Annotated in this window: 19 protein-coding genes and 1 pseudogene; 12 read left to right on the top strand and 8 right to left on the bottom strand. The window is 38.5% G+C overall.

The annotated features are described in order from the left end of the window. The first annotated feature begins 62 nt into the window (after positions 1 to 62). The 4 genes from DY200_RS06030 to DY200_RS06020 all read left to right on the top strand — a co-directional run bounded on the left by DY200_RS06030 (position 63) and on the right by DY200_RS06020 (position 2,014). Positions 63 to 434: an MmcQ/YjbR family DNA-binding protein gene (locus tag DY200_RS06030; RefSeq protein WP_115587313.1), complete on the top strand. Its 372-nt coding sequence runs from the start codon at positions 63 to 65 to the stop codon at positions 432 to 434. 199 nt (positions 435 to 633) lie between these two features. After that, a complete protein-coding gene (locus tag DY200_RS10810) occupies positions 634 to 780 on the top strand; it encodes a hypothetical protein (protein ID WP_244924189.1) in 147 nt (48 codons plus the stop codon). A 20-nt stretch (positions 781 to 800) separates the two neighbouring features. Further along, complete coding sequence (locus DY200_RS06025; protein WP_244924188.1) at positions 801 to 1,127, top strand: nitroreductase family protein; 327 nt, start codon at positions 801 to 803, stop codon at positions 1,125 to 1,127. Positions 1,128 to 1,459: 332 nt separating this feature from the next. Continuing rightward, positions 1,460 to 2,014: an NAD(P)H-dependent oxidoreductase gene (locus DY200_RS06020; protein ID WP_115587312.1), complete on the top strand. Its 555-nt coding sequence runs from the start codon at positions 1,460 to 1,462 to the stop codon at positions 2,012 to 2,014. A 109-nt stretch (positions 2,015 to 2,123) separates the two neighbouring features. Here the strand turns inward: DY200_RS06020 and DY200_RS06015 are convergent, their stop codons facing one another. Continuing rightward, complete coding sequence (locus DY200_RS06015) at positions 2,124 to 2,537, bottom strand: ester cyclase (protein ID WP_244924187.1); 414 nt, start codon at positions 2,535 to 2,537, stop codon at positions 2,124 to 2,126. A gap of 159 nt (positions 2,538 to 2,696) precedes the next feature. On the opposite strand from DY200_RS06015, the gene DY200_RS06010 reads away from it, so the two are divergent. Then, entirely contained in the window at positions 2,697 to 3,323 is a 627-nt protein-coding gene (locus tag DY200_RS06010) for a glutathione S-transferase family protein (protein ID WP_115587308.1), read from the top strand. Positions 3,324 to 3,515: 192 nt separating this feature from the next. Here DY200_RS06010 and DY200_RS10680 read toward each other — a convergent pair whose 3' ends face one another. Then, positions 3,516 to 3,662, bottom strand: coding sequence for a hypothetical protein (locus DY200_RS10680; protein WP_172539901.1), 147 nt, complete (start codon positions 3,660 to 3,662; stop codon positions 3,516 to 3,518). A gap of 27 nt (positions 3,663 to 3,689) precedes the next feature. Continuing rightward, positions 3,690 to 4,883, bottom strand: a complete 1,194-nt coding sequence (locus tag DY200_RS06005) for an ATP-binding protein (RefSeq protein WP_115587306.1) — start codon at positions 4,881 to 4,883, stop codon at positions 3,690 to 3,692. Positions 4,884 to 5,189: 306 nt separating this feature from the next. On the opposite strand from DY200_RS06005, the gene DY200_RS06000 reads away from it, so the two are divergent. After that, on the top strand, positions 5,190 to 5,612 hold the full coding sequence (locus DY200_RS06000; protein ID WP_115587305.1) for a MarR family winged helix-turn-helix transcriptional regulator: 423 nt from the start codon (positions 5,190 to 5,192) through the stop codon (positions 5,610 to 5,612). A gap of 1 nt (position 5,613) precedes the next feature. Further along, a complete protein-coding gene (locus DY200_RS05995; RefSeq protein WP_115587303.1) occupies positions 5,614 to 6,465 on the top strand; it encodes an ABC transporter six-transmembrane domain-containing protein in 852 nt (283 codons plus the stop codon). Positions 6,466 to 6,907: 442 nt separating this feature from the next. On the opposite strand, the gene DY200_RS05985 is transcribed toward DY200_RS05995, so the two are convergent. Then, complete coding sequence (locus DY200_RS05985; protein ID WP_115587301.1) at positions 6,908 to 7,855, bottom strand: GlxA family transcriptional regulator; 948 nt, start codon at positions 7,853 to 7,855, stop codon at positions 6,908 to 6,910. A 181-nt stretch (positions 7,856 to 8,036) separates the two neighbouring features. On the opposite strand from DY200_RS05985, the gene DY200_RS05980 reads away from it, so the two are divergent. Then, the gene (locus DY200_RS05980; RefSeq protein WP_115587299.1) at positions 8,037 to 8,885 is read left to right on the top strand and encodes an MBL fold metallo-hydrolase; all 849 of its coding nucleotides are present in this window, start codon (positions 8,037 to 8,039) and stop codon (positions 8,883 to 8,885) included. A gap of 98 nt (positions 8,886 to 8,983) precedes the next feature. On the opposite strand, the gene DY200_RS10805 is transcribed toward DY200_RS05980, so the two are convergent. Both DY200_RS10805 and DY200_RS05975 read right to left on the bottom strand, forming a co-directional pair. Next, positions 8,984 to 9,268 carry an MFS transporter gene (locus DY200_RS10805; protein ID WP_244924186.1) on the bottom strand — a complete coding sequence of 95 codons (285 nt, stop codon included), beginning with the start codon at positions 9,266 to 9,268 and terminating at the stop codon, positions 8,984 to 8,986. Next, the gene (locus tag DY200_RS05975; RefSeq protein WP_244924185.1) at positions 9,268 to 9,846 is read right to left on the bottom strand and encodes an MFS transporter; all 579 of its coding nucleotides are present in this window, start codon (positions 9,844 to 9,846) and stop codon (positions 9,268 to 9,270) included. The genes DY200_RS10805 and DY200_RS05975 overlap by 1 nt, the downstream gene beginning before the upstream one ends. A gap of 25 nt (positions 9,847 to 9,871) precedes the next feature. On the opposite strand from DY200_RS05975, the pseudogene DY200_RS05970 reads away from it, so the two are divergent. From DY200_RS05970 to DY200_RS05955, 3 genes and pseudogenes are all read left to right on the top strand, one after another. After that, positions 9,872 to 10,063: pseudogene (locus tag DY200_RS05970) on the top strand (LysR substrate-binding domain-containing protein); the annotation flags it as partial. Between the two features lie 679 nt (positions 10,064 to 10,742). Then, positions 10,743 to 11,060, top strand: coding sequence for a helix-turn-helix domain-containing protein (locus tag DY200_RS05960; RefSeq protein WP_018650759.1), 318 nt, complete (start codon positions 10,743 to 10,745; stop codon positions 11,058 to 11,060). Between the two features lie 146 nt (positions 11,061 to 11,206). Then, positions 11,207 to 12,016 carry a reverse transcriptase family protein gene (locus DY200_RS05955; protein WP_342352670.1) on the top strand — a complete coding sequence of 270 codons (810 nt, stop codon included), beginning with the start codon at positions 11,207 to 11,209 and terminating at the stop codon, positions 12,014 to 12,016. A gap of 121 nt (positions 12,017 to 12,137) precedes the next feature. Here DY200_RS05955 and DY200_RS05950 read toward each other — a convergent pair whose 3' ends face one another. Next, positions 12,138 to 13,349 carry an ATP-binding protein gene (locus DY200_RS05950; RefSeq protein WP_115587297.1) on the bottom strand — a complete coding sequence of 404 codons (1,212 nt, stop codon included), beginning with the start codon at positions 13,347 to 13,349 and terminating at the stop codon, positions 12,138 to 12,140. A gap of 194 nt (positions 13,350 to 13,543) precedes the next feature. Continuing rightward, a complete protein-coding gene (locus tag DY200_RS05945; protein WP_115587296.1) occupies positions 13,544 to 15,352 on the bottom strand; it encodes a monovalent cation:proton antiporter-2 (CPA2) family protein in 1,809 nt (602 codons plus the stop codon). 246 nt (positions 15,353 to 15,598) lie between these two features. Here DY200_RS05945 and DY200_RS05940 point away from each other — a divergent pair, with 246 nt between their 5' ends. Continuing rightward, positions 15,599 to 16,642 carry a Gfo/Idh/MocA family oxidoreductase gene (locus DY200_RS05940; RefSeq protein WP_115587294.1) on the top strand — a complete coding sequence of 348 codons (1,044 nt, stop codon included), beginning with the start codon at positions 15,599 to 15,601 and terminating at the stop codon, positions 16,640 to 16,642. Positions 16,643 to 16,857: the final 215 nt, after the last annotated feature.

Here is a 16,857-nt window from a genome sequence, read left to right as displayed (position 1 = left end):
CCGCCTGAAATTTTAGGCGGCATTTTTTTCATCTCGAATAATAGTATCGTAAGGAGTTTGGTATGAATCAACGACAAGCGATTTTGCATTATGCTAAAACACAATACGGCGTAGAGCCTGAATTTCTTTTTGTCGATAAATATCCTTCTTATGCAATTGCGGTATTACACCACCAAAATGCCAAACAAAAGTGGTTTGCTTTGTTGATGACGGTCCCCAATAAAAGTTTAGGTTTAGCGGGTGAAGAAGTCTCCGATATCGTTACGCTAAAATGCGATCCTGAGATGGTGAGTATTCTGCAACAAGATAAAAATGTCTTACCAGCTTACCATATGAACAAAAAACATTGGCTGAGTATTGTGCTTGATCACGGCTTTGATTTTGACGAAATGAAAAAGCTGTTAGATTGGAGCTATGATCTGACCATGAAATAAATATTTGTAGAATCAGGCATAAAATTTAGAGAAATGCGATACCGATTATTCCTTAGCCTGCATATGATAATGGCAACAAGCGGTTAAATTTCCTCAACATTTTGCATAAATGCTGACGTTTGAATGTTGGCTTTGCCAACGGCGCTAAAGAAATGAGTGAAACCCGACCGCACTTTTCATTTAAGCAGAGGACAACAAAATGTTAGATTTTTCAACTACCACACAAACTCGTAAATCTATTCGTGAATATCTACCAGAACCACTCACCAAAGAAGAAATGGATGCTGTCTTAAAAGATGCACTGGCAATCTTGCCCCTGATTTTATTTTTGACCAACACGCATTGACGGGTGTTTATGAAGATCGTATGCGTGATTCGTACAAACGTTTTTATGGCGCACCGCACGCAGCGTTTTTCTTTATGCCTGATTTTACCGACAACGTATTTACCGCATTAGATGTTGGTATGTTGGCTCAGAATTTTATGCTATCACTCACCGCGCACGGTTTCGGCAGCGTGCCGCAAATTGCATTAACTTATAGTCCTGATGTAGTGCGCCAAGAATTTAATGTGCCTGATAATTATAAATTAGTGCTAGGTATTTCTTTCGGCAGACCAAAACCGAATTCTACTGCCAACAGTTATATTCAACCACGTGCGCCACTGAGTGAAACTGTGGTATTCCATGAATAGTTTAGGAATTAGAGAAATAGGCAAGTTATTTAGAGAAATAAACTACCCACTTATGAAAATGTTTCCCTAAAATAACCGCACTTTCAATATACACGACGAAACGCAAATGTTAGCTTTTGAAACTACGGTATTTTTTATAGTGAATAGGCGTGATTACTAACAGAGACTCAGGCTGCTTGAGTGAAGTTGGTCATATTTTGTAAGTAAGATCCCCCACCAATGCCGTCTGTAAGTTTATGCTTCAGGCGGCATTTTTTCTACTAAGCGGTGAGATTTTCTAAAAAATTTGTAAATCTAACCGCACTTTATCAATCAATAGAGAGGACACAACGATGAAAAACGTATTAGTGATTTCAGGTCATAGTAATTTATCTCATTCAACAGCGAATGCACGTATTCTTAAACGCTTAGAAAATGAAATTGCCAATGTACAAGTGCGTGATTTAGCAGGGCTTTACGGCAATCAGGATATTGACGTTGCTGCTGAGCAAGCGGCGTTAGTGCAAGCGGATGTAGTGGTGTTCCAATATCCAATGCATTGGTACAGCATTCCTGCTATTCTCAAACGCTATTTTGATGATGTGTTTGCCTACGGTTTTGCTTACGGCACTAATGGCGACAAATTACACGGCAAAAAAGTGATTTTCTCATACACGGTTGGTGGCGGAGAAGAGGCTTACAATGGCGAATTGTTCCACCGTCTTGATGATTTATTAGCCCCATTAAAAGACACCGCAAAATTCTCTGGTTTAGTATGGCAAGCACCAGTGCATAGCAGCGGAATGCTTTATATTCCGGGAGTAAGTTCAGAAGACGATTTAGCCCAAGTGCAAGCGAAAGCCGATGAACACGCAGAGAGCTTAATCAAACAAATTCAAAGTCTGTGAACGTGTAGGGGAAGTAAAGTTGGAATAAAAAATAATCGGTCGTAAATTGTGGAAAATTTACGACCGTTTGGATTAGTATTCTTTGTAATAAACATAAATGAAGGAAAAATTAGCGTCTTAACAAACCGACGGTTTCAATGATTTTAATCAAGCCTTCTGCTGCTACATCGTTGATAATTTTGCCTTGTTCATTGAAGTAATAAAAATTCATTATGCGTGTTGCGAATTTATTCCCCGTAGGGGCTTTACCCATAAAATCGCCTAAGTGAGTGCCTGTGCATAGCCATTGCACCGCAACGATATTGTCTTCTTCGACCATTGCTTCGGCTTGCCATTGAACATCAGGGAAGCTTTGGCGGAATAAATGAACAATCGCTAAATAACCTTTTCCGCCAACCATTGGTTCAGGGAACATTGGTGTATAAAATGGGGCATCGTCAGCCACTAACTCACACATTAATGCTTCATCAGCAGTGTTGATTGCAGTTTGAAAACGTTGCATTTGCTCTTTTTGAAAACTCATCATAGATCCTGTTTACATTATACTGTTGAATAGTGAGATAAAATGATATTCCATTTAATACAAATTAACAATTAGCAAATAACTTCATACACTTTTAAGAAAAACTTACAAATCTACATAATTTGTAATTCATTGATAATGTTATCGAGGAGAATAACGATGATCACATTACACTATTTAAAACAATCTTGTTCACACCGTATCGTATGGTTGCTTGAAGCCTTAGGCGTGGATTACGAACTCAAAATTTATGACCGCTTAGAAGGCACTGGATTCGCACCAGAAGAACTAAAAGCGCAACACCCACTCGGCAAAGCACCTGTGTTACAAGACGGCGATTTAGTGTTAGCGGAAGGCAATGCGATTATCCAACACTTGCTTGATCGTTATGATACTGAAAACCGCTTCACCCCAGCACACAAAACCGATGCTTATTCTAATTACGTTTACTGGCTAGCGATTTCAGCCTCAATGTTCTCCGCAAACTTACTGGCGTTAGTGTCGAAGAAAGGTGATTTAGGCGACTTCGCCCAATACGCCAATGCGCAAGTGGGTTTATATTTCAATCACGTAGAAAAATCGTTAGAAGGCAAAACTTGGATCGTAGGCGAACAACTCACCGGCGCAGATTTTTCGTTAAGCTTCCCACTACAATGGGGCCTAAACTATGTGAACAAAGCGGATTACCCAAATATCATACATTACCTCGAACAAATCGAAACCCATCCAGCTTATCTCAAAGCGAATGAGAAAACAGCTGGCGGATTGGAGTTGAGTCGATTCTAAAAGACAAGCGGTCGTAAATTGTTGGGGATTTATGACTACTTGTTATTTGGAGCGTATGTCAAGAAAGCAAAACCGTTCATTACTAATGAACAAAAGTGTTTGATAGTAATGAACGGTTTTGTTTAGTAGTTATATTCACAAATAGTTTAATTTCCCTGATTTTTAAAACTATTTGAAATAGTGAGCAAAATGCTATTTTTGTTCTTCAATATAAACAGCTAATCTTGTCTTGCCAGTACCGTTAGCACCGATAATAATTGTTGTAGAACCTTCTGATAAGACAAGCTTTTCTTGCTCAATGGCTGATTCAGATTTTTTAGGTATTTCAAGTTCATTCATATTTAATTCATTAAATAAAAATAGTAGTTATTCATTTAATAGCCAATCCACCACATATACTACTGGTACACCGTCAATCTCTTTTTCTGGCTGGTATCTGCCTGTAATTAGGATTTTGCGGTAATTGTCACGAATATGTAGCAAATTGTCAGTTTCATGTGTGTTGTTGGGGATATCGTAGGCAACTTGCACATACAAGATTTCATCCGCTTTACGGGCGATAAAGTCGATTTCTTTGCTATCTAATTTGCCGACATCTACAATGTACCCACGTCTTAATAATTCCAAAAAGACAATATTTTCCAATCGATTTGCATAATTTGCATCTTTTTGTCCAATGGCATAACGGCGTAAACCATTATCTGCGATAAAATATTTAGCATTGGTTTTTAGATAGCCCTTACCCCGAATATCGTATTGTTTTGCTTTGTAAAACAGGAACGCATTTTCCAATAATTCCAAATATTTATTGATCGTATGGTTAGAGGTGGGTACTCGTTCAGAAGTTAGCGTGTTACTAATTTTGCTTGGGTTCACCAATTGCCCAACATTGTCAGCCAAAAATAAAATCACATTTTTTAGAATATGTGTATCTCGAACACCAGCTCGATGAGCAATGTCGTTTAGCACAATAGAATCAAAAATACCCGATAAAATTGTGTCTTTCAGCATCTCATCAGCCAATACTACACTCGGAAAACCGCCATATTTTTCATATTCCACATAAGCCTGATCGACCAATCGTGATTGCGGATCGATATTTTTTGCCTGCAAAAACTCTTTGAATGATAGTGGGTAAACCTTAATTTCCACATAACGACCACTCAATAGCGTTGCTAATTCTCCAGAAAGCAAATTCGCATTAGAGCCAGTAATCACAATATCAGTATTAAAGCTGACTCGCACCGCATTGATAATTTTTTGCCAATTTTCAACAAATTGGATTTCATCAATCAGAAAATAGATTTTATCTGAATTGTTGGGGATTTTTTGCGTAATAAGTGCTTGAAAATCATCGGCATTTTTTACCCATTGGTATTCAAAACTCTCAAAATTGAGGTAGATAATATTTTCCGCTTGTATGCCTTGGTTTTGTAAATAATCTTGATATTGCATTAGCAATATAGATTTCCCTGAACGGCGAACACCGGAAATCACTTTTATGAAGTCAGTATCTTTGAACTGAATCAGTTGCTGGAGGTATTGATTACGTATAATCATAATAAATTGGAAATGTAGTTCTAAATTAATGCTAATTTAGCATAATTGGAAGTATAATTCCAATTCTTTGTTTTTATTAATAAATTGGAATGATAACTCCAACCAAAAGGGAGGTTATTTTACTCCGCCTCCCAAAAGTCTTCCTCCACTTATTAGTAGCTGACATGAAGCATTGTTTGAAATATTAGCGGAAATTGACCGTACAGAACTGTCTCTTATCATCAACCTAAAAATACTTGAAAAAGTCCAAAATAAGACTAAAATAACCAGCATAGTCTTATTTTGGACTTTTTTAGGAAATAACGAATGAACAACATAGATTTACTCGCTGAAACAATGGCGAAAACGTTGGATATTTATGTGCAATGGGCGAAGAAGAACGGTTTACCAGAGAATGAGTATTTTGTGCTGTACTCGGTTTATCACAACGAGCAATGTTCGCAAAAAACGATTTGTGAAGAATGGTGTTTACCGAAACAGACGATTTCTTTTGTCTGTAAGCAACTGATTGAGCGAGGTTGGTTGGCGACCGAAGCTAATCCAAATGATAAACGAGGCAAATTACTCCGCTTGACGGAACAAGGTAAGGCGAAAATTGAACCGATTATCGCTGAGCAAACTGCACTGGAAAGCCAAAGTGCGGTGGAATTTGGCGAAGAAAAATTAGCCTTATTAGTCAAAGAGTTACAAGCACTACACCGAGTATTAAACCGAAATTTAGGGGCTTAAAATGCAAGCGAATGCGATTGAAAATTTGAAATCTATTGCGAAAAATAACAAAAAACGGCTACTCGGCACTTTTTTCTTGGTTGCTCTTGAAAACACACTGTTTTTGACCTATCCGCTGTTCGGCAGTTTTGCCGTCAATGCGATGATGCAGGGCGATATTTGGCTGTCGCTCACTTATTCATTGGTAGTGCTTGTCATTTGGGGCATAGGGGCGACACGTCGTGCGGTGGACACCCGAGCCTTCGCTCGCATTTATGCGGAACTTGCCGTACCTGTGGTGCTAAGCCAGCGTGAGAAAGGTTTGGATACGTCTGCGATTACCGCACGAGTGGCATTATCTCGTCAGTTTGTGGACTTTTTTGAGCAACATTTACCTATATTGATAATGTCTGGTTTCTCGATTATCGGGGCGGCAGTTATGTTGCTGATCATCGAATTTTGGGCAGGTGTTACGGCATTTGGCATTTTGCTATTTTTCACAATCTTGCTGCCAAAATACGCTAAAACCAACGATCTGCTCTATTTAAAGCTCAATAATCGTTTGGAAAGAGAAGTGCAAGTGATCGAAAAAAGCGAGCCTTATCAGCTCGATAAACACTACGATCTGTTAGCGAAATTGCGAATCCGCCTTTTCAACCGAGAGGCAATGGGCTACTTATGGATTGGCATAGCGTCCGCTATTTTGTTTGGCGTAACCGTTGTTCAGCTTGCCACCACTAATGGCGTGCAAGCAGGGCATATCTATGCCGTCATCACCTACCTTTGGACATTCGCAATCAGCCTTGACGACGCCCCAAGATTACTCGAAGAATTTTCCAACCTCAAAGACATCGGCAAACGGGTGGAAGTTTGATGTGCAAGCGGTGGTAAATTGTTGGAGATTTACCACCGCTTTTTTATCTATTCCCCCAAAGATTCTCCGCTATTCATTGGGCTGATGTGAATTAGAAAAATATTAAATAATTCGCCAATAGCGGTACGTGGTTGGAAATTTCCCAGTTCCTGTTTTACACTGACTGTCAATTTGAAAACACAATGAGAACAACAATGCAAAAACGAAATTGTCCACGCTGACATCGCCCGCCACTATTCTTTCCGCTACCAAAGCATTATTGGCAAAGGCGAAATTTCACTACTTGAAGAAAGAGAAGAAAAAATTACCGCACTTCAATACTTAATGGCTCATTACACTGGCAAATCCGATTGGCAGTTTGAAGAAAACGAACTCAAACGCATTGCGGTAATGAAGTTGGTGGTAACGGAATGGGCGTGTAAAGAGCATTAGGCGTATTTCATTAAGCCGTACCAAAACTTTTCCGCCAGGTTTGCGGAGATACGCCAAACCGATCTTTAAAGTGTATTCGCAGATTGCTCGCTGTGCCAAAGCCTGCTTTTTGGGCGATACGTTCCATATCGTCATCGCCATTTTCCAACAGCGTTTGTGCTAACGTGAGGCGTTTGGCGATCAACCATTCAGATAAAGTTAAATTGGTTGCTGCCTTAAAATGGCGGTTAAAGCTGCGTTTGGACAAATGGATACGATTTGCCAAATCGTCAAGGCGATGATTGTCCGCCAAATTTTCACTTAAAAACTGCAATAATTGGTCAATTTTTTCATTTTTAACGTGGCTGATGGGCGAAATATCGCTAAACTGTGCTTGTCCGCCCTCTCGTTGTGGGGCGGTAACAAACATTCTAGCGAGCGTGTTGGCAACTTTTGTGCCATATAATGACCGCACAAAATACAAACAACAGTCCATACCTGCGTACGCCCCTGCGGAAGTCAAAATATTGCCGTCATCAATATAAAGCCTATTACTATCTAATTGAACTGATTGGAATTTTTCTCTAAATTCGTTCTCGCCTGCCCAATGGGTAACAACCGTTTTTTCTTGCAAAATATCCGCCCACGCCAACCCAAATGTGCCATAGCATAAGGCAATGATTTTCTTATTGTTTTTATGATGTGTTTGCAATTTCTGAATAAACTTTTTAGACGGTTTTTCGCCAACCCAGCCTGAAATCACAATAATATCCACGTTGTCTAAATTATCTAAGTCGCCGTGTGGTGTAAGTTTCATTCCTAATTGACTAATGATTGGCTTGCCGTTATCACTCACAATTTGAAAATCAAACAGCTTTTTGCCGTCATACTCCGCTTGAAACAGCGAAAAGGGAATATTAAAAATAAAATCGTTGTAGCCATTTTGGGCGTATAAAGCAAGGCGAGGTGGTGTGTTCATTTAAAAATCGCTTTATCGAGTAGAAGATATTGTCGATTTTAACATAACAACATAAAAGAATGGCAAAATCCTTTCGATAAATGGCAATATTGCCTATTTTGCAAGACGTGATTTTCATTAAAATACCCTACATCGCAACAAGCGGTCATTTTTTAAAAAATTTTTACAACAGAGGTAACAAATGAAATTAAAAGCAACTTTATCAGCATTAACATTAGGTTTATTCGTAGCAAATTCAGCGTCAGCAATGGAATATCAACACGTCCGTAATGCGACAGCAAAAATCAACTACGCAGGCACAACATTCTTAGTTGATCCATATTTAGCAACTAAAGGTGCTTATGAAGGTTTTGCTGGCACAGTGAACTTTGAAAAACGTAACCCATTGATTGATATGAAACAATCAGCGGAAGATGTAATTAAAGGTGTGCAAGCGGTTATCGTTACTCACACGCACGATGACCACTGGGATAAAGCGGCTCAAGAGAAATTACCAAAAGATTTACCGATTTTCGTACAAAATGCAGACGATGCGAAAATCATTCGTGGTCAAGGTTTTAAAGATGTGCGTGTAGTGGGCAACCACACTGAATTTAACGATGTGAAATTAACACGTGTTAAAGGTGGGCAGCACGGTACAGACGCAATGTACGCAAACCCAATGTTAGCGGAAATGTTAGGTGATGCGATGGGCTTTGTGATGGAAGCGAAAGGCGAGAAAACAACGTACGTTGTAGGCGATACGATTTGGAATCAATCTGTAGATAATGCATTAGAAGATTTCAAACCTGAAGTGATCGTAATGAACACCGGTCGTGCGGAAATGTTAGAGCCAAAAGGTGCGATCATTATGGGTAAAGAAGATGTAGCGAAAATGCGTCAAGCCGTACCGAAAGCAGACATCGTTACTGTGCATATGGACGCGGTAAACCACGCAACAGTCAGCACAAAAGATATGCGTGAATTTGTGAAAGCGAAAGGCTTGAAACAAGTGGCTGTGCCAACTGAAGGCGAAGTGTTGAAATACTAATTCGATATAGGTAATCCCTTTCAAAAGCGGTCAAATTTCGTAAAAATTTTGCGAAATTTGACCGCTTTTTTAGGATAAGAACGGCTGAATTGAAAACCTTATAGCTCTCTTTTCGCTCGCCAATAAATGAGTAAGGCGATAATTGAGCAAATGATAATCACCATTGCACTTGCGATAAAAATATCGCCCACGCCCACTAATGGCGAAACAATGCCACCGAGTAAAAACGGTGTGCAGCCAAGCAAGGCTGAAGCTGCACCTGCATATTGGCGCTCACTTTCCATTGCTAAGGCAGAAATCGCTGGTAGCGGTAAGCCTGTAACGAATAGCATTGCGAAGAAGCCAAGTTCCACCCAAAGCCAATCAGGCTGAATAACTAGCATTACAGCGGTGTAAAAGGCGGTGATACTAAAACCGAATCGCCAAGGCGTAAAGAGGTTGCATTAGAAAATTTACTCCCTACGGCAGAACTAATCGCCAACGCTGCGCCATTTGCACCGAAGCACAGGCTAAATGCCAAAGCGGATAAGCCATAAACGCTTTGTAGAGTAAAAGGCGATGCGGCGATATAAGCAAACATTCCAGCAAAGAGGAAACTTTCAATCCCAACATAACGCATAAACTGGTGGTTTTTAATGATGTTACCAAAGGTGCCGAATGTTGCCCAAATTGAGCCTTGTAAGCGATTTTCAGGTTTTAGGCTTTCTCGTAATCGCAAGCTAAATAGCGTAACGATCACGCCAATCAATGCTAAAAAGGCGAAAATACCTTTCCAACTTACCACTTCTAATAACACACTACCCAACACAGGGGAAATAATCGGGGCGATGCCGTTGATTGCCATTAATAAACCGAAGAATCGTGTCATCTCGTGCCCACGATATAAATCTGTCGCCACCGCACGAGAAATCACCACACTTCCCGCCGAAGATAAACCCTGCACAATGCGAAGCACAATCATCGTTTCAATATTGGGAGAGAAGATGATCGTAATGTTGCCAACATATTTTATTGAACAACAGCCCAAAAATAACCAACTACAAATTGTGTTACCCGATTGGCAAATGCTGACTTATCAAGTGTACGCCGTCTATCCCTCCCGCCGCCAACTCCCCAAAACCGTCCGCAGCTTTGTGGATTTTTTAGTGGAAGAGTTTGAGGGGAAGGGGGATTGGTAGGGGAAAGAGAAAGTGTGGTCGATTTGCAAGGTTTTGCAGGAAATCGACCGCTTGTTTTTTTATGAAATTTATATATTCGTTCTGATTGCAGAGTATATTATAAAGACTCTAGCGGCTGTATCTATGTTATTAAAATTCACAATTACCGAATTTTTATTGACTTAATATTCATGTGTTTGATAAAATTCGCTCGTTGTGAATTTTTCTGAATGTCGTCAGTACTACATATATAGTTCTTTTGAACTGGGAGAAATCCTAACACTTACAGGGCACAAGTATTCAAGTATTTAGAATATAAATGCATAAAATGTAATGCAGCTGGCTTATGACTGAGCCAGCTGCTCAATCTTAGGGGTTGAGAATACCAAAGCAGACTTGTTATTGCGATGACACTGCCAAGTTTAAAACATTGTGTTTTAAAGGGATGCAGGAATAACAGGAGTGCATTTATGAAAATGTATACGTTACACAACCTTTGGTATTCGTTAATCAAGAAAAAAAGTCGCAGAAATTTATCTAAAGATAAAAACAAGCGAAAATCCTTAGTAAAAAAATTATTATCATTACTTGAATGCATTACAAAAATTGCTAATGTAATTGATAAATTAATTGATTTTTTTAATCAGTTAAAGGAGTTTTTTTAATGATTTGAAAACCCCTAACTTTTGAGAATTATATTATGTTAGCTAAAGCATTAAAGTTGATTAGACAATTCAATCATATCAAACAAAAAGATATGGCTATCAAGTTAGGTATATCTCCATCTCATCTATCCGAAATAGAATCAGGTAAAAATTCCATATCTATGGAATTATTAAATAAATATTCATCTGTTTTTGATATAAAAACATCTCAAATATTACTGTTTTCCGAACAATTAGAAAATGAAAAACCATTTAGTCACAATGTAAGAACTTTTATTGCTGATAAAATACTAAAAATTATGGAATGGAAAATTGAACAAGATAAGAAGAAAATCTCTAAAAATTCCAATTAGACAAACTAAAGAATATGATTTAAATCAAAGCCCATTCTTTAAGCTTGTATCAATTAAAAAATTATTATCTATATTAAGAGTGTCTCAAGAGGAATTAAAAGATATATTAGATAATCCTACTAGTTATTATTCTATTCGAATAGAGAATAATAGAGAATAATAGAGATATTCAATCTCCTAAGAAATATAGAATTCTATATCGTATACATAATAGAATAGCTCATCATTTAAGAGCAATTATTACTCCTGATTACCTTTTCTCTGATAAAAAAGGTTGTAGCATATATGATAATGCTATAGTTCACTTTGGCTGTAAAATGCTACTGAATGTAGATATATCTAAGTTTTTTCCATCAACTAATAGAAATAAAATTTATTCATTTTTTAAATATTCTATGCAATGCTCATCAGAAATATCTGATATTATGTCTTATTTATGTTCAATAAATAACCACATTCCAACAGGGAGTCAGATAAGTATGAGGTTAGCTTATTTAGTAAATAAGAAATTATTTGATGATTTATATAAGTTTGCTAAAGATAAAAATCTAAAAATGAGTGTTTGGGTTGATGATGTTTCTTTTTCGGGGGATAAGATTGATTCTAGCGTTATTTATGTGGTTGAGAAGATCATTAAAAAACATGGATTTAATGTTAGTAAAAATAAAACTCAGATAAGACATTCAACTGAGAATAAATCTGTCACTGGAATTTTTATTAGTGGAGATATAATGGAAGCAAGCAAAGAACTTTATAAAAAACGTAGAATTAAATTAAGAGAATGGAAAAATTTTATAAAGAATAAAGAAATATCGCTTAAAGAATTGGAAAAAGTTAAAGATTCTTTACTAGGATTACTTAATTATCTTAACCTTTTTGAACCATCATCAAGTAAGTATATTGCTTTAATAAAGAATGATTTTTTAAGTTATTCTAATAAAAGAATAAGTGTTTAATATAGAAATACATTTATTTTTTTCTATATAAATTTCATGATGATTAATCAAGTATTTTACAAATATGTGCATATTTAAAGTACATATCACCGTCTGAACAATAACATTCAGACGGTATTTTTTATCTAATCCCCAACCCCCCAAGAAACTCCCTCAAACTCAAACACTGCACTCCCTCAAACGTATTTCCCTCAAACTCATCCATTGTAACCACATATTTCGGGTAGTTGTCTTGGATTTTCAGCAAGTTACCAAATTCTCTTTCTAGCGTTTTTTCCTCGTTGATTGTCAGTGTGGCTTGCGCATAAATGCGTTCGCCATTTTTTTCTGCAACAAAATCAATCTCTTGGCTGTTTAAGCCACCGATTTTAACCTCATAGCCTGCAATTTGAAGATGATTGAAAATAGCATTTTCTAGCAACTTTCCTCGGTCTTGTACTCGATAGCCGATGAGGGCATTGCGTAAGCCTAAGTCTTCAAAATAGTATTTCTCGCCAATTTCAAAAATACGTTTACCTTCAATGTCATAGCGTGGCACTTTGTGGATTAAAAAGGCATTGGCAAGGTATTCGGCGTAGTTTTGCACCTGTGTGGTGGAAGTTGTGATTTTTTGCGATTTTAAGAAGTCCGAGATTTTCTTTGCCGAAAATAAATTACCAATATTACTCGCTAAAAATTGCGTCAGTTGTTCCAAAAATTGCACATTACGTAGAGAATAACGATTTACAATATCTCGAATTGCGATGGTGGAATAAATGTTTCGCAAGTATTCAAACACGATATTGTCTTGCAACGGCAAGTCTTTCAAATAAGGCAATCCGCCATATTTCAAAAACAACGACATGGCTTTGTCGCTGTCTTCTAACTGCATAAATTCTAAAAATTCAAAATAAGAAAGCGGATGTACGTTAATTTCTATCGCCCGTCCGCTTAATGCCCCTGCAATATCTCGTGACAGCAAGTGAGCATTGCTACCTGTACAATATAAATCTAGTTCGTCATCAAGCAGGAGTGAACGTAATGCTTGTTCAAAATCTGTGATTTCTTGGATCTCATCAATAAAAATATAATTTTTCTGACCGCACTTTTTCTGTTCCTGAACAAACGTATTTAGTGTTTCGGCATTTGTGATGTGGCTAAAAGCGAGATCTTCTTTATTGATATAAATGAGGTGGGCGTTTCTATCCCCAGCTTGGATCTCTTGCATAATCTGAAATAGTAAGTAGCTTTTGCCAACACGGCGTTGCCCGGTGAAGACTTTAATTAAGCTTTTACCGATAAATGGACGAACTTTTTCCAGATATTTTCTACGATAGACTAAATCTTTTTTCATAACTCTCCCTTAATTTATAATTGATACTATAGTGATAATTTCAAAAAGTTTCAATTATACTTTAAACTTTTTATATAATTGCTAAAAGTTTCATTTATAAATAGAAGAGATAAGTATATTGGATTATAAGTAATAGGGAATAAAAAGCGGTTAAAATTCGCCAACTTTTTGCAAAATTTAACCGCTTGTAAATATTACTCTCTCGCCAAAATCTTTTGGATTTCCGCCATAATTTCTTGGTCTTGTTCGAGTGCGATACGATACATTTCTTCGTTTTTGAAACGCTCGATTTTCGGGTCGTACACCTCTGACATAAGCTTCACACTATGGCGATCTTTGCCGAAGTACATATTACCGATTTCATGCACTTTATCCGCATCCAGCCCGAGTTCGCGTAACGCTTGTTTGCCGGTACGCAATGCCCCGTCAAAGGTTTCTCGCACTTCAATATCCGCACCGGATTGTACCAAGTCGTAAACGTGGTAACGGTCATAAGCACGAGCGATGATTTTAATATGTGGATTCACGCTGCGTGCGTATTTCACGATTTCTAACGTTTGTTTCGGATTATCAATCGCCACAATCAGCATTTGTGCGGTTTGAATGCCTGCCGCTTTAAGTAAATCAGGGTGAGCACCGTTACCGTAATAACTTTTTACGCCACGCTTTTTCATACCGGCGATAAGTTTCGGATTCAGCTCGATAATGGTCGGATGATAGCCTGTCATTTGCAATAAATGATTGACCACTTGACCGAAGCGACCCAAGCCGACCAAGATAATCGGGTTCTGTTCTTCAATATGATCATGCGGTTTAATTTCATCAATTTTTTGCAAACGAGGCACGATAAATTTCTGGCTCACAATAATCATTAACGGCGTGAAGACCATCGATAGCACCACAATTGCCGTCATATTGGCGTGTACCGTGTCATCAATTACTTTTTGAGCGTGCGCTGCAGCAAATAATACAAACGCAAATTCACCACCCTGCGCCATTACGATTGCACGGTCGTGTGCGTCTAAATTGTTACTGCCGGAAAGGCGAGCGACTAGAAAAATCACACCGCCTTTAATTAGCATCATCAATGCCACGCCGGATAGAATCAACCCTAAGTTATCCCACACCACATTCAAATCCAACGACATTCCGACCGCAAGGAAAAATAAGCCGAGCAATAAACCTTTAAACGGGTCGATATCCACTTCTAATTGGTGACGGAAGCTGGAAGTGGAAAGCAATACGCCGGCAGCAAATGCCCCCATTGCAGCTGAAAGTCCACTCACTTCCATTAATAACGCAGAGCCAAGCACCACGAAAAGTGCTACGGCGGTCATCATTTCTCGGATTTTGGTGCGTGCCAGCATTTTAAAGAACGGATTCAGTACTTTGGTGCCGATAATAAATAAGAAAACCATCGCAAACACGGCAATCGCAATTTTTTGCCAAATCGGCGTGCTGGCTGTTTCCGAGGAATGGATAGGCGACAGAAAAGCGACTACTGCCAATAGCGGTACGATTAACATATCTTCAAATAGCAAAATCGATACCATTTTGCGACCGCGATCAGAAGTCATTTCACCTCGTTCGCTTAACACCTGCATCACGATTGCCGTAGAAGTCAGTACAAAACCTGAGGCACTGACAAATGCCACTTGCCATGAATAGCCGAATGCCATCACTAAACCGGTGAGCGCAATCGCCGCGCCAATCACCTGAAAACTGCCCAAGCCGAAGATATATTTGCGTAAGCCCCATAAATGCGCCGGCTGCATTTCCAACCCGACTAAAAACAGAAACATCACCACGCCGAGTTCGGCAACGTGTAAAATGGTATGCGGATCGGAAAATAAACCGAAGCCGAAAGGCCCGATGGCTAAACCGCCGGCTAAATAACCTAATACGGATCCTAAACCGATACGTTTAAAAATCGGTACGGCAATAATTGCCGCACCAAGCAAAGCCACTACGCTCGTGAGTTGGCTTGCCCCTTCTGCTGCCATATAACCTCCAAATTCAGAATAAAAATCGCATTATAAAAATAGCATAAAATATATAAATGTTTGATAAGAATTGAAAAGTTAGAAAAAGATCGGGCAAGCGGTTGAGTTTTAACAAATTTTCGTAAGAAAAGACCGCTTGTCATAATGATTCGGATTACTATAAACAATAACCACAGCTAGAAAAAGCGGGGCATTTTTTTCTTTTTCTTCTATACTGGATTTAATTTTCTTTAATCAGGAGCATAAATGATGAAAATTCTTAATGTTGCGATTGCCGGTAGCGGTTATTCCAGTCGCTTGTTCCATATTCCTTTTCTTAAAAATGACAAACGCTTTCATATTCAGAAAGTGTACGAGCGTACTACCGAGCGAGCAAAAGAATGGCTGCCGGATGTGAATATTGTGCATGAATATCAAGCGTTACTTACGCCGGAAATCGATTTGGTTATTATTACTACGCCGAACCAAACGCATTATGATATGGTAAAAAGCGCCTTATTAGCCGGTAAACACGTGTTGGTTGAAAAACCGTTAGTCGCAAGCTCGGCGGAGGCATTAGAACTGGAACGGTTAGCCAAACAGCAAAATGTCGTGCTGTACGTTTATCAAAACCGCCGTTGGGACAGCCATATTGCCACCGCAAAAGAAGTTTTGGCTAAAAATTTAGTGGGCGAGGTCGTGGATTGCGAAATCCGCTTTGATCGTTATGCGAAAGGCAAAAATGCTAAAGCATGGAAAGAAGCCGGCGATCGCGGTACCGGTTTAGTTTATGATTTGGGTGTACATTTAATCGACCAATCCATTTATCTATTCGGTAAACCGCAAGCGGTGTTTGCCGATATTCGTTATCAACACGACGGCGCATTGGTGGACGATAACTTCGATATACATCTTTATTATGCAAACGGCTTAAAGGTTGCCTTACAAGCATCTAAATACGCACGAGAGCCAAGTCCGACCTTCGTATTACACGGTAAAAACGGTTCTTATGTGAAAAAATCGCTCGACAGCCAAGAAACGCATTTAAACAGCGGAGTGATGCCGATTGGTGATTGGAACGTTGAGCCGGAAAGCGAATGGGGCGTATTGCATACGGAAATTGACGGCGCAGTCATTCGTAAGCCTTATCCGAATGCGCAAGCCAGTTATCAAAATTTGCTAGATGATTTGTATCAAACGATTACCGCAGGTATTGAACCTATCGTTAAATTAGCGGAAGTGATATTGGTTTTACAGATTATCGAAGCGGCATTTGAAAGTGCAAGTAATGGGCAGAAAATCAAGTTGTAAGAAAAATTTGAGATGACAAGCGGTGGAATTTGTAAAATATTTTGCAAATTTCACCGCTTTTTGTTTTGCTAAATAGCCTTTAAATCTCTTGATCTCTCTATCTAACTCGCCTACATTTACAATTTTCTGTATGTAAATCATACAAATTGCAAAAAAACGGGGAAATTTCACCGCTTGCAATAAATAATTATTGAATAATTTTGCATATTTATGCA

This window comes from Actinobacillus lignieresii, from assembly GCF_900444945.1.
GTDB classification, from domain to species: Bacteria; Pseudomonadota; Gammaproteobacteria; order Enterobacterales; family Pasteurellaceae; genus Actinobacillus; species Actinobacillus lignieresii.
This window is presented reverse-complemented; position numbering and strand designations above follow the sequence as displayed.